Source organism: Pseudomonas sp. MWU13-3659 (assembly GCF_023757525.1).
In the GTDB taxonomy this organism is placed as follows: domain Bacteria; phylum Pseudomonadota; class Gammaproteobacteria; order Pseudomonadales; family Pseudomonadaceae; genus Aquipseudomonas; species Aquipseudomonas entomophila_E.
The window spans coordinates 93,727-106,768 of record NZ_JAMSHW010000007.1; the positions used below are offsets into that span (position 1 = coordinate 93,727).

General features: G+C 61.9%; 13 protein-coding genes. 1 reads left to right on the forward strand and 12 read right to left on the reverse strand.

Going from position 1 to position 13,042, the window contains the following annotated elements; genetic code table 11:
* The 8 genes from hscA to trmJ all read right to left on the reverse strand — a co-directional run bounded on the left by hscA (nucleotide 1) and on the right by trmJ (nucleotide 6,685).
* Nucleotides 1-1,863: a Fe-S protein assembly chaperone HscA gene (gene hscA / locus NGM28_RS11305; RefSeq protein ID WP_252090165.1), complete on the reverse strand. Its 1,863-nt coding sequence runs from the start codon at nucleotides 1,861-1,863 to the stop codon at nucleotides 1-3.
* 42 nt (nucleotides 1,864-1,905) lie between these two features.
* Nucleotides 1,906-2,427, reverse strand: coding sequence for a co-chaperone HscB (gene hscB / locus NGM28_RS11310; protein ID WP_011532339.1), 522 nt, complete (start codon nucleotides 2,425-2,427; stop codon nucleotides 1,906-1,908).
* Nucleotides 2,428-2,435: 8 nt separating this feature from the next.
* A complete protein-coding gene (gene iscA, locus NGM28_RS11315; RefSeq protein WP_011532338.1) occupies nucleotides 2,436-2,759 on the reverse strand; it encodes an iron-sulfur cluster assembly protein IscA in 324 nt (107 codons plus the stop codon).
* A 28-nt stretch (nucleotides 2,760-2,787) separates the two neighbouring features.
* Nucleotides 2,788-3,174, reverse strand: coding sequence for a Fe-S cluster assembly scaffold IscU (gene iscU / locus NGM28_RS11320; protein WP_252090166.1), 387 nt, complete (start codon nucleotides 3,172-3,174; stop codon nucleotides 2,788-2,790).
* Between the two features lie 46 nt (nucleotides 3,175-3,220).
* Nucleotides 3,221-4,435 (reverse strand): IscS subfamily cysteine desulfurase, encoded by a 1,215-nt coding sequence (locus NGM28_RS11325; protein ID WP_011532336.1) that lies wholly within the window; start codon nucleotides 4,433-4,435, stop codon nucleotides 3,221-3,223.
* A 44-nt stretch (nucleotides 4,436-4,479) separates the two neighbouring features.
* A complete protein-coding gene (iscR, locus tag NGM28_RS11330; protein ID WP_240066656.1) occupies nucleotides 4,480-4,971 on the reverse strand; it encodes a Fe-S cluster assembly transcriptional regulator IscR in 492 nt (163 codons plus the stop codon).
* Nucleotides 4,972-5,139: 168 nt separating this feature from the next.
* Nucleotides 5,140-5,925, reverse strand: coding sequence for a serine O-acetyltransferase (gene cysE, locus NGM28_RS11335; RefSeq protein ID WP_240066657.1), 786 nt, complete (start codon nucleotides 5,923-5,925; stop codon nucleotides 5,140-5,142).
* 4 nt (nucleotides 5,926-5,929) lie between these two features.
* The gene (gene trmJ, locus NGM28_RS11340) at nucleotides 5,930-6,685 is read right to left on the reverse strand and encodes a tRNA (cytosine(32)/uridine(32)-2'-O)-methyltransferase TrmJ (protein ID WP_252090167.1); all 756 of its coding nucleotides are present in this window, start codon (nucleotides 6,683-6,685) and stop codon (nucleotides 5,930-5,932) included.
* Nucleotides 6,686-6,837: 152 nt separating this feature from the next.
* Here trmJ and suhB point away from each other — a divergent pair, with 152 nt between their 5' ends.
* The gene (suhB, locus tag NGM28_RS11345) at nucleotides 6,838-7,656 is read left to right on the forward strand and encodes a type III secretion system regulator SuhB (protein WP_011532332.1); all 819 of its coding nucleotides are present in this window, start codon (nucleotides 6,838-6,840) and stop codon (nucleotides 7,654-7,656) included.
* A 122-nt stretch (nucleotides 7,657-7,778) separates the two neighbouring features.
* On the opposite strand, the gene NGM28_RS11350 is transcribed toward suhB, so the two are convergent.
* From NGM28_RS11350 to secD, 4 genes are all read right to left on the reverse strand, one after another.
* Entirely contained in the window at nucleotides 7,779-9,047 is a 1,269-nt protein-coding gene (locus tag NGM28_RS11350) for a hypothetical protein (protein WP_252090168.1), read from the reverse strand.
* 487 nt (nucleotides 9,048-9,534) lie between these two features.
* Complete coding sequence (locus NGM28_RS11355; protein WP_240066660.1) at nucleotides 9,535-10,083, reverse strand: glycine zipper 2TM domain-containing protein; 549 nt, start codon at nucleotides 10,081-10,083, stop codon at nucleotides 9,535-9,537.
* Between the two features lie 121 nt (nucleotides 10,084-10,204).
* Entirely contained in the window at nucleotides 10,205-11,113 is a 909-nt protein-coding gene (gene secF / locus NGM28_RS11360; protein WP_240066661.1) for a protein translocase subunit SecF, read from the reverse strand.
* A gap of 10 nt (nucleotides 11,114-11,123) precedes the next feature.
* Entirely contained in the window at nucleotides 11,124-12,986 is a 1,863-nt protein-coding gene (gene secD, locus NGM28_RS11365; RefSeq protein WP_240066662.1) for a protein translocase subunit SecD, read from the reverse strand.
* Nucleotides 12,987-13,042 lie beyond the last annotated feature (56 nt).

The following is a 13,042-nucleotide window of genomic DNA, read 5'->3' on the forward strand; positions in this document are numbered from 1 at the left end:
TTACTCCTCGATCTCATTCAGGTTGCGCCCGGCCAGTGCGGCTTTGACCGTCGAATCAAGGCGACGGGCGGCAAATGCATCGGTCACCTGCGACAGACGCTTGGTCTGTTGCTCGATGGCGGCGCCATCGGTACCGGTGAGCAAATCACGCAATTCTTGCATCTGGAACGCGATGGCCTCGCGCTCATCTTCGCTGAGCAGGCGCTCGCCGTCGGCGTCCAGCGCGCCCTGCACCGCTTCGAGCAGGCGCTCGGCGTCGACCTGGTGCTCGCGCAGCTGGCGAGCGTGCTTGTCGGCGCCGGCATGCTCGAAGGAATCCTTGAGCATACGGGCTATCTCGCCGTCGGTCAGGCCGTAGGAGGGCTTGACCTGGATGCTCGACTCCACGCCCGAGCCCAGTTCGCGGGCCGCAACGCTGAGCAGGCCGTCAGCGTCGACCTGGAAGGTGACGCGGATCTTCGCCGCGCCCGCCACCATGGCCGGGATGCCGCGCAGTTCGAAGCGTGCCAGCGAGCGGCAGTCGCTGATCAGTTCGCGCTCACCTTGCAGCACGTGAATCATCATGGCCGACTGGCCATCTTTGTACGTGGTGAACTCCTGGGCACGCGCCACCGGGATCGTGGTGTTGCGCGGGATCACCTTCTCCATCAACCCGCCCATGGTCTCCAGACCAAGCGACAACGGGATGACGTCGAGCAGCAGCAGTTCGCCACCCTCGCGGCGGTTGCCGGCGAGCGTGTCGGCCTGGATCGCGGCGCCAATGGCGACCACCTGGTCCGGGTCGATGGAGGTCAGCGGGGTACGGCCGAACAGCGTACCGACCGCCTCGCGCACACGCGGCACGCGGGTCGAGCCACCGACCATCACCACCGCGCCGACTTCCTCCAGCTCGATGCCGCTGTCGCGCACCGCGCGGCGGCAGGCCTTGAGGCTGCGGGCGATCATGGGTTCGATCATGGCTTCGAAAGCGGCCCGGGTCAGCTCGCCCTGCCAGGTGCCATGCTGGACGCTGACCGCTTCACTGTCGGTCAAGGCCTCCTTGGCCGCGCAGGCAGTCTGCAGCAGCAGGCGCTGGGTGGCCGGGTCGAGGTCGGCGGACAAACCTGCCTGCTCGATGATCCAGCCGGCGATCGCATGGTCGAAGTCATCACCGCCCAGGGCCGTGTCCCCACCGGTGGCCAGCACTTCGAAGACCCCGGCGGTCAGGCGCAGGATGGAGATATCGAAGGTGCCGCCGCCCAGGTCGAAGATCGCCACGACGCCTTCGGCGTTCTGGTCCAGGCCATAGGCCACGGCCGCCGCGGTCGGCTCGTTGAGCAAGCGCAGGACGTTGAGGCCGGCCAGCTTGGCGGCGTCCTTGGTGGCCTGGCGTTGGGCGTCGTCGAAATAGGCTGGCACGGTGATCACCGCACCGACCAGCTCGCCGCCGAGGGTTTCCTCGGCGCGCTGACGCAGCACCTTGAGGATGTCAGCCGACACTTCCACCGGGCTTTTCGGCCCCTGGACGGTGTCGATGAACGGCATGTGCGACTCGCCACCGACAAAGCGGTACGGCAGCTGCTCGCCCAATTGCTTGACGTCTGCCAGGCCACGCCCCATCAGGCGCTTGACCGACAGGATGCTGTTGAGCGGGTCATTGGGAGCGGCTTCGCGCGCGGCCAGGCCAACTTCGACGGCGTTGTCGAGGTAGCGCACGGCGGACGGCAGGATGACGTTGCCCTGCGTATCGGGCAGCGGTTCGCTGCGCCCGCTGCGTACAGCGGCGACGAGGGAGTTGGTGGTGCCCAGGTCGATGCCCACCGCCAGGCGGCGCTGGTGCGGCTGGGGGCTCTGACCGGGTTCGGCGATCTGCAGTAGGGCCATGCTTATCTGAGTACCTTAGGCGTCGTCACGGCAACGCCGGGATTAATCGTCGAGGCGCTCTTCCAGTTGGCGCACTTCTTGGGCGAGCTTGTCGAGGAACTGCATGCGGCGCATCAGGCGTTCGGCCTTGTCGCGCTGGGCGGCGTCATCCCAACAGTCGGCGAAGTCATCGTTCAATGTGTCCTGGGCGACCTTGAGCCGCTTCTTGAACACACCGACACCGTCCAGGTCGGCTTCGTCCTGCAGCTCTTCGAGCTCTTCGCGCCACTGCATCTGCTGCAGCAGGAAGTCCGGGTCGTGCACGGTGACTTCCTGGGGCACTTCGTGGCCACCGATGGCCAGCAGGTAACGGGCGCGGCGCGGCGCGCTGCGCAAGGTCTGGTAGGCGTCGTTCAGCGCGGCGGACTTTTCCAGGGCGACCCGCTGCTCGCGCTCGGAGGCGTCGGCGAAACGGTCAGGATGAACCTCGCGGGCCAGTTCGCGATAACGAACGGCCAGCTTGTCGAGGTCCAGGCGGAAGGCCGGCTGCAGGTCGAACAGGGCGTAATGGCAAGGAGTACCCACGTCAAGCCTCAGACATTGAAGCTTTCGCCGCAGCCACACTCACCGCGCACGTTGGGGTTGTTGAACTTGAAGCCTTCGTTCAACCCTTCCTTGACGAAGTCCAGCTCGGTGCCATCGAGATAGACCAGGCTCTTCGGGTCGATGATGACCTTCACGCCATGGTTCTCGAACACCTGGTCTTCTTCTGCCAGTTCATCGACGAACTCCAGCACGTAGGCCAGGCCCGAGCAGCCGGTAGTGCGCACGCCCAGGCGAATGCCCTCACCCTTGCCGCGCCCGTCGAGGGAGCGGCGAATGTGGTTGGCGGCGGCTTCTGTCATGCTGATAGCCATCAGAACTCCTTACCTTGCGTCAGGCGACTCAGATCAAGCCTTTCTTCTGCTTGTAATCGCGAACAGCGGCCTTGATGGCATCTTCGGCGAGCACGGAGCAGTGGATCTTGACCGGCGGCAACGCCAGCTCTTCAGCCAGCTGGGTGTTCTTGATGGTCTCGGCCTCGTCCAGGGTCTTGCCCTTCATCCACTCGGTGGCGAGGGAGCTGGAGGCGATGGCCGAACCGCAGCCGTAGGTCTTGAACTTGGCGTCTTCGATGATGCCTTGCTCGTTGACCTTGATCTGCAGGCGCATCACGTCACCGCAGGCCGGGGCGCCGACCATGCCGGTGCCGACATCCGGATCGTCGGCGTTCATCTTGCCGACGTTGCGCGGGTTTTCGTAGTGGTCGATGACCTTTTCACTGTATGCCATGGTGCAATTCCTTCCTCATCAGGGAGCCGCTCTTGCCGGCGACTGCTTAGTGGGCGGCCCACTCGATCTTGGAGATGTCGACGCCGTCTTTGTACATGTCCCACAGCGGCGACAATTCACGCAGCTTGTTGACTGCCTTGCAGACTTCCTGCGCGGCGTAGTCGACTTCTTCTTCGGTGGTGAAGCGGCCGAAGGAGAAGCGGATCGAGCTGTGCGCCAGCTCGTCGTTGCGGCCCAGGGCACGCAGGACGTAGGACGGCTCGAGCGAAGCGGAGGTACAGGCCGAACCGGACGACACGGCGATATCCTTCAGGGACATCAGCAGCGACTCGCCTTCGACGTAGTTGAAGCTCAGGTTCAGGTTGTGCGGTACACGGGCGGTCTGGCTGCCGTTGACGTACAGCTCTTCGAGGTCGGAGACCTGCTTGAAGAAGCGGTCGCTCAGGGCCTTGATGCGCACGTTCTCGGCGGCCATTTCCTGCTTGGCGATGGCGAAGGCTTCGCCCATGCCGACGATCTGGTGGGTCGGCAGGGTGCCCGAACGCATGCCGCGCTCATGGCCACCGCCGTGAATGATGGCTTCCAGGCGTACCCGCGGCTTGCGGCTGACGTACAGCGCGCCGATGCCTTTGGGGCCGTAGACCTTGTGCGCCGAGAACGACATCAGGTCGACTTTCAGTTTTTGCACGTCGATCTCGACCTTGCCCGCCGACTGGGCGGCGTCGACATGGAACAGCACGCCGCGGGAGCGAGTCAGCTCACCGATGGCGGCGATGTCGTTGATCGAGCCGACTTCGTTGTTCACATGCATCAGCGAGACCAGGATGGTGTCGTCGCGCAGGGCGGCTTCGACCATGGCCGGGGTGACGATACCGTCTTCGCCCGGCTCGAGATAGGTGACCTCGAAACCTTCACGCTCGAGCTGGCGAGCGGTGTCCAGGACCGCCTTGTGCTCGATCTTGGAGGTGATGATGTGCTTGCCCTTGGTCTGATAGAAGTGTGCCACGCCTTTCAGAGCGAGGTTGTCGGACTCGGTGGCACCGCTGGTCCAGACGATTTCGCGCGGGTCGGCGTTGATCAGCTCGGCGACCTGGCGGCGGCCGTTCTCGACTGCTTCTTCCGCTTTCCAGCCGAACACGTGGGAGCGCGAGGCCGGGTTACCGAAGTTCCCGTCGACCAGCAGGCACTCGGCCATCTTCTGGGCGACACGGGGATCGACCGGGGTGGTCGCGGAGTAATCGAGGTAGATCGGCAACTTCATTGAGTATCTCCTATCAGGCGGTGGCGTCGCTCGTCGCTGCAGTTTCAGTCGACGGCGGACGTCTCAATCTTGTCCAGCTGGGCAATTCGACCGGCGACACGGCGCAAGTCCTGGCGCTGGGCGACTTCCTGCACCTCGCGGCGCATGACGAGGTCGGCCAGGCTGATGCCGCTGAGGAATTCGTGGATCTGCTGGCTCAGGTCGCACCACAGGTGGTGAGTCAGGCAGGTATCACCGGCATGGCAATCCCCCAGGCCCTGGCAACGGGTGGCATCGACCGATTCGTTGACCGCGTCGATGACCTGGGCCACCTGGATGGTTTCCATGCCGCGCGACAGCTGGTAGCCGCCGCCTGGGCCGCGAACGCTGGAAACCAGGCTGCTGCGGCGCAGCTTGGCAAACAGCTGTTCCAGATAAGAGAGGGAAATGCCCTGGCGCTCGGAAATATCGGCCAAAGACACCGGCCCATGCTGCGCGTGCAACGCCAGGTCGAGCATGGCGGTCACGGCGTATCGGCCTTTGGTAGTCAGTCGCATGGCGTGTGGTTACCACGGGAGTTACAAGATGTGTGCGAGTATGCGATTCCCGAGCATTTAAGTCAACTATTAGACCTAGTGCTTTAGTCGGGTATGCATGTGGAAGGCGGGCGCGAGTGTAGCAGACAAGGGGCGCAAGCACACGCCCCTTGTGTCAGGCCGGCGGAATCAATGCGACTGAGTGTCGCCCCGGGCCACCTGCTTCACTTCAGCGAAGTCGTCGGCAGGCAGTGCTGGCAGCTCCTTGGCACAGTAGTCGCTACCCATCCTGGTCATCGCGCCACACATCCCCTCCAGCCGCTCGTCGACTGCCTGCAGGTGGTCGAGCATCTGGCCGATGGCCCGCGCCACCGGGTCGGGCATGTCGCCGCTGACGCCATAGGCGTCGAAGCCGATCTTCTCGGCCATCGCCTTGCGCTTGGCCTCGACCGCGTCGTCTTCGGTCTTGACGATGATCCGCCCGGGAATGCCGACCGCGGTGGCGCCGGCCGGCACCGCCTTGGTGACCACCGCGTTGGAGCCGATCTTGGCGCCAGCACCGACAGTGAACGGCCCCAGTACCTTGGCGCCCGCGCCCACCACCACGCCATTCTCCAGCGTGGGGTGGCGTTTGCCCTTGTTCCAGCTGGTGCCACCCAGGGTCACGCCCTGGTAGAGCGTGACGTCATCACCAATCTCGGCGGTCTCGCCAATGACGATGCCCATGCCGTGGTCAATGAAGAAGCGCCGGCCGATGGTGGCACCGGGATGAATCTCGATACCGGTCATCCAGCGACCGAAGTTCGACACCAGGCGCGCCAGCCACTTGAAATCGCGGACCCACAGGGCATGGCCCAGCCGGTGCAGCCAGATCGCGTGCATGCCCGGGTAGCAGGTCAGCACTTCAAAGGCATTGCGCGCCGCCGGGTCACGATGGAAAACGCTCTGGATATCTTCACGCAGACGCTCGAACATCTGTTCAGTCCTTCCGTTTATGCGGCTCGCCCCGTGCGACTTTCTGGGTCTCGGTGAGGATGCCGCGCAAAATGCTCATTTCCGGACGCTCGACCGAGCTTCGCCCATACAACCGGCGCAGGCGCGCCATCAGGTGCTTGGGCTTCTCGGGGTCAAGGAAGCCGATGTCCACCAGGGTTTTCTCCAGGTGGTCATAGAACAGCTCCATTTCGTCCATGGTCGCCAGCTCGCTGGCGTCGACCTTCTCGACCTTGGTCGCCGCGCCCTGCCCTGCCAGCCAGGCCATGCGCACCTCATAAGAGAGCACCTGGACGGCGGCGGCCAGATTCAGCGAGCTGAAGCCGGGGTTCGAGGGAATGTGCACGTGAAAGTGACATCGCTGCAGTTCTTCGTTGGTCAGGCCGGCGTGCTCGCGCCCGAACACCAGGGCGATCTCTTCACCACCGACGGCATGCGCCACGGCCTTGGCCCCGCACTCCCGGGGGTCGATCAACGGCCAGGGGATGCTGCGCTCGCGGGCACTGGTGCCCATGACCAGGCTGCAGCCGACCAACGCCTGCTCAAGCGTATCGACCACCTGGACATTGTCGAGCAGGTCATCGGCGCCAGAGGCACGCGCCGAGGCTTCGGCAGAGGGAAATGCCTTTGGCTGCACCAGCACCAGCCGCGACAGGCCCATGTTTTTCATGGCACGCGCAGCGCCACCGATGTTGCCGGGATGGCTGGTATTGACCAGGACAACACGAATATTTTGCAGCAAGGTGTCGTGCTCTCGGATGCAGATAATATGAGGGTTCGATCTTACAGAACCGACCAGCGTAACGCCATGAAAGCAAATGTGGCACTTCAGTCGTTAAAGTTTTCTGCTAGAATGGTCGGCTTTCTTCTTTAACATCTCCAGGTGACCTTCCCATGCAGCCTATGCTGAATATCGCCCTGCGCGCGGCTCGCAGCGCCAGTGAACTGATTTTCCGCTCCATCGAACGCCTGGACAGCATCAAAGTCGACGAAAAGCAGGCCAAGGACTACGTGTCCGAGGTTGACCGCGCCGCCGAGAAGGTCATCGTCGACGCCCTGCGCAAAGCCTACCCGAACCACTCGATCCAGGGTGAAGAAACCGGCCTGCACGCTGGCAAAGGCGAAGAAGGCAAGGATTACCTGTGGATCATCGATCCGCTGGACGGCACCACCAACTTCCTGCGTGGCGTGCCGCACTTCGCCGTCAGCATCGCCTGCAAATATCGCGGCCGCCTCGAGCACGCCGTGGTCCTCGACCCGGTTCGCCAGGAAGAATTCACCGCCAGCCGTGGCCGTGGCGCCCAACTGAACGGCCGCCGCATCCGCGTCAGCTCGCGCACCAGCCTGGAAGGCGCATTGCTGGGCACCGGCTTCCCGTTCCGTGACAACCAGATGGCCGACCTGGACAACTACCTGGGCATGTTCCGCGCCCTGACCGGCCAGACCGCCGGCATCCGCCGCGCCGGCTCCGCCAGCCTGGACCTGGCCTATGTCGCCGCCGGCCGCTTCGACGCCTTCTGGGAGTCGGGCCTGTCCGATTGGGACATGGCCGCAGGCGTGCTGCTGATCCAGGAAGCCGGTGGCCTGGTGAGCGACTTCAACGGTGGCCACGACTTCCTCGAGAAGGGTCACATCGTCGCGGGCAACATCAAGTGCTTCAAGGCCGTGCTCACTGCCATCCAGCCGCACCTGCCCGAGTACATGAAGCGCTGACCACCGCGGCCCCAGCCTAACAGCCAAAGTCCTCACACGTGCTTGAAACAAAAACCGGCGCCCTCTCAGGCACCGGTTTTTTTATGGCTGCATAAGCCGCCGGCGCTATCAGCACAAGCACTTCAGACGCGCGTGTACCCCTCACGCTTAAGACACTCATCCGGCAAGGCCCGGGTGACGACCGACAACAAGGCAAACAAGTCCTTGTCCGGATTTTTTATATGCGCACTGAACAACCTGAGCACACCGTGAAACTCAGAACGTTTCACGTCAACCGTCTCCCTGCTGCCTTCGACCATCTCAGAGATGCGAACCACATAAGATTCTTGCTTGGGGTTGGCGGTCACGGCTTCTGCCAGTCGGCCCAAGAACGCCTCAACCTCGGTTGTAACAGCCATCTGTTCTTGACTACGCCGACGATTGGCCCCTGGAACATAATCTCGATAGGCACCCCCATAGATTTCCGAGGCATTCGCGACCAGATGCATGAAACTCTTGACCCCTCCGAACCCACCTTTTGATGCTTCCACCAACGTTTCAGCGCCTCCTGACACCTCGGCGAATGATCCCTCCCACGTGCGCTCATCAACCTTTTGGACATCCTCTACCAAATGATCTGACACCTGACAGTTCATCTCTCGCCTCCCAGCACTGCCCCCCAGCGACAGCTCCCAATAATATGACTCCCCTTCCTGCACTGCGGGTGCGCCACTTCGAGCCGCCAACAACGCCTTCATCTGCTCATTAGTGTACTCCTGCGTCTTTTTCTTCTCGGGCTTCACCTTGGAATTCAACACATCTCCAGAGGCCGTCACCCTCGCCCTCAACAGGTCGATTCGCTCTCCCAAATCATTAATAAACTTTGGATCTATATGTTCCGTCCCCAGGTTATCGTCGAGCAGCGCCAGCAGTTCCACCGAAAAATAGAAACAAGCGAGTCCATCCCCCCCTTTAAACTGGAAAAGGTTTTTCCCCTTGAAATTCATCACTTCGACCGAGTCCAGAGCAGTCGCATCCATGTGATAAAGGACGTATGACATACTTTTAATCTGCATCTTCGTCAGGTCAGCATTCTCATAACCAACCTTATTAGACAATGCATTGGCAACTCGCAAATTATCGATAAAATCAGCCTTGCTTTTTTCCTGTCCACGCCCACCAGGCACGCAGTTCACGATAAGGTCCCAAACGCGCCGAACATGACTGCGGTCCATCTCCAGAATTTTTTTCAACTCTTTGACTGCGTAGGCCTCGCCATACTTATTGTAATTTGACTGGAATAGACTCTTCTCACTTGATACCGATTTTCTACTAGCCGAATCAAAATGATCATCCTTACGCAAATCAAAACCACCCAATACTTTTTTTGACTCACTGCCTACATATGTCATCGCACACCCTCACTGAGTAATCCTCCATAAAAGCATACCCAGAAAGCACACACTTCAACCTAGCGTCGCATTTTTTTATAGACACCAAGGAAATGCTAACAAGCGTCCGTAAAGCCTCCATGCCACCACCAGAACAGCCGCATACAGCAGACGAATTTCTACGCCTTTACCGAATAGATACCACAATCTTCGCCCTAGGAAACTCGTACCCGAGCCACGTCTAGTGCGTCTGCCGAGACAACATATACCGAGGTAACTTGCGAGATATCACGACGAGGAGGGTGCTGGACAAAGCGCTGACACCAGGACCTGGTCAGCCAATCCAGAAACATGGACGCTAGTCGCTTTGCACGCTGCGTATTAGTGAGCCGATCACTCAGGATCCCGCCAACGATCAGGTACCCATGAATCTTGAGGGAGTTGCCCCGCGATAGTACCAAGTCTACCTGGCACTATCGCGAAACGTCTTTTGCAGGCAATCTGCAGTTTACTGCCCCGGCTGGTTCTGGCTCAGGACCAGCTTGCCATTCTTGTCCAGCGGGATGGTCGAGCCCGGCTCGTGATCCATCTTCACCTTGCCCACCTGGTCACCGATGGTATAGGTCACGTTGTAACCCACGACCTTGTCGCTGATGTCGTTGACCGTGTTGCAGCGCGTCTGCGTGGTGGTGTAGGTGTCACGCTCCTGCATGCCTTCCTGCACCTTGTTGCCGGCATAGCCGCCACCGACCGCGCCGGCCACGGTGGCAATCTTCTTGCCGGTACCGCCGCCAATCTGGTTACCCAGCAAGCCACCGGCGATGGCGCCGACCACCGTACCGGCGATCTGGTGCTGATCCTTGACCGGCGCCTGGCGTGTCACGGCGACATCCTTGCAAACCTCACGCGGCGTTTTCACCTGCTGCTTGATCGGCTGCACGTCGGTGACCTGGGCGTACTCAGGCCCTTTGTTCACCAAGCTGTAGGTCGCCACAGCACCTCCGGCGGTTACACCGACAGCACCCAGAACCGCACCCACCAGCATTGATTTGTTCACGTGAACCTCCTGATCGTACCTGCGGGCTCCGGCCCGCCTTCTTCCCAGCCTTGGAGCAAAAAAAAAGGCGCGAGTTCAACACTCGCGCCTCTCTTTACGCCAAATGGCGTAGGACGAAGCCTTACGGACGGTCGTCCACACCCTCGTTCTTGACCGGAGGGATCAGGTCTTCGCTGTTCAGGTTCAGCCAGATCAGCACCACGTTGGCGATGTAGATCGACGAGTAGGTACCCGCCATGACACCGATGAACAGCGCCAGGGAGAAGCCGAACAGGTTGTCGCCACCGAAGAACAGCAGCGCGGCGATGGCCAGCAAGGTCGACACCGAGGTGGCGACGGTACGCAGCAGGGTCTGGGTGGTCGAGATGTTGATGTTCTCGATCAGCGAGGCCTTGCGCATGACCCGGAAGTTCTCGCGCACCCGGTCGAATACGACGATGGTGTCGTTGAGCGAGTAGCCGATGATCGCCAGCACCGCCGCCAGCACCGTCAGGTCGAAGGTGATCTGGAAGAACGACAGGATACCCAGGGTGACCACCACGTCGTGGATCAACGAGATGATCGCACCCACGGCGAACTTCCACTGGAAGCGGAAGGCCAGGTAGATCAGGATGCCGCCCAGGGCCAGCAGCATGCCCAGGCCGCCCTGGTCGCGCAGCTCCTCACCCACCTGCGGGCCGACGAATTCGACCCGCTTGATGGTGGCCGGGTTGTCGCCGCCCACCTTCTGCAGGGCTTCGGCTACCTTGTTGCCCAGCAGCGGGTCATCGCCCGGCATACGCACCAGCAAGTCGGTGGTAGCGCCGAAGCTTTGCACCACGGCATCGTGGAAGCCAGAGCTGACCAGCTCGGTACGCACTTTTTCCAGGTCCGCCGGGCGCTCGTAGGTGAGCTCGATCAGCGTGCCGCCGGTGAAGTCCAGGCCGAAGTTCAGGCCCTTGTGCCACCAGCTGAACAGCGCCAGCACGGTGAGCAGCAAGGTGATGGCGAACGCGACATTGCGCACGCCCATGAAGTTGATGGTTTTCATCGCAGCTCCCTCAAACCCACAGCTTCTTGATGTCACGCCCGCCACAGGTCAGGTTGACCAGTGCACGGGTCACCATGACGGCGGTGAACATCGAGGTGAAAATCCCGAGGGACATGGTGACCGCGAAGCCCTTGACCGGGCCGGTACCCATGGCGAACAGGATACCGCCGACCAGCAGGGTGGTCAGGTTGGCGTCGACGATCGCTGAGTAGGCGCGGTTGAAACCTTCGTGGATGGCGCGCTGCACCGACATGCCGGCGGCGATCTCTTCACGAATACGCGAGAAGATCAGCACGTTGGCGTCCACCGCCATACCCATGGTCAGCACGATACCAGCGATACCCGGCAGGGTCAGCGTGGCGCCCAGCAGCGACATCAGCGCCAGCAGCAGGACCATGTTGCCCGCCAGAGCGATAGTGGCCAGGACACCGAAGCCACGGTAGATGGCGATGATGAACAGTGAGACGAACAGCATGCCCCACAGGGACGCATCGATACCCTTGGTGATGTTGTCGGCACCCAGGCTCGGGCCGATGGTGCGCTCTTCAGCGAAGTACATCGGCGCGGCCAGGCCACCGGCACGCAGCAGCAGGGCCAGCTCGGACGATTCGCCCTGGCCGTTCAGGCCGGTGATGCGGAACTGGCTGCCCAGCGGCGACTGGATGGTCGCCAGGCTGATGATCTTCTTCTCTTCCTGGAAGGTCTGCACCGCGACTTCTTTCTCGACGCCGTCGACGGTCTGCTTGACGTAGCGGGTGACCGGCTTCTGCTCGATGAAGATCACCGCCATGCTGCGCCCGACATTGGTGCGGGTGGCGCGGCTCATCAGCTCGCCACCGTGGCCGTCCAGGCGGATGTTCACCTGCGGGCGACCGTGCTCGTCGAAGCTGGCCTGGGCGTCGGTGACCTGGTCACCGGTGATGATCAGGCCGCGCTCGACCGGAGCGGAGCGGCCGCCTTCGCGGAACTCGAACACCTCGGTGGTGGCTTTCGACGCACCGGGTTCAGCGCCGAAGCGGAATTCCAGGTTGGCGGTCTTGCCGAGAATACGCTTGGCTTCGGCGGTGTCCTGCACACCCGGCAGCTCGACCACGATGCGGTTGGCGCCCTGGCGCTGAACCAGCGGCTCGGCCACGCCCAGCTCGTTGACACGGTTGCGGACGGTGGTCAGGTTCTGCTTGATCGAGTATTCGCGGATCTCGGCGACTTTCGCCTGAGTCAGCGCCAGACGCAGCACGGCGAGCTCGTTGCGCTCGGTGGTGGTCAGGTCGAAATCATTGAAATTCTTGCGGATCAGGGCACGAGCCTGCTCGCGGGTAGCGTCATCGGCGAAGCCCAGCATGATGCCGCCGTCCTGCTGGGGCAGGCTGCGGTAGCGGACGCGCTCTTTGCGCAGCAAGGTCTTGACCTCGCCTTCGTAGACTTTCATGCGGGCCGTCATGGCCTTGTCCATGTCCACTTCCAGCAGGAAGTGCACACCACCGGACAGGTCCAGGCCCAGTTTCATCGGGCTGGCACCCAGGCTGCGCAGCCACTGCGGGGTGGTCTGGGCCAGGTTCAGGGCCACGACGTAGTCGTCTCCCAGGGCCTTGCGCGCCACATCCTTGGCCGGCAGCTGGTCTTCCTGGTTGGTCAGGCGCACCAGCGCACTGCCCTTCACGCCCAGGCTGCCGCCTTTGACGGCGATGCCGGCATCGGTCAGCGCCTTGGTGACGCGGTCGAGGTCGGCCTGGCTGACATGCAGGGCGGAACTGGCGCCGCTGATCTGCACCGCCGGATCATCCGGGTAGAGGTTGGGTGCGGAATAAATGAAGCCGACCGCCAGTACCACCACGATCAGCAGGTATTTCCACAGAGGGTATTTGTTCAGCATCACGCCGCCCGTTCAAGACGCGGGGCGCTTTGCGCGCCCCGACTGGAAAAATGAAA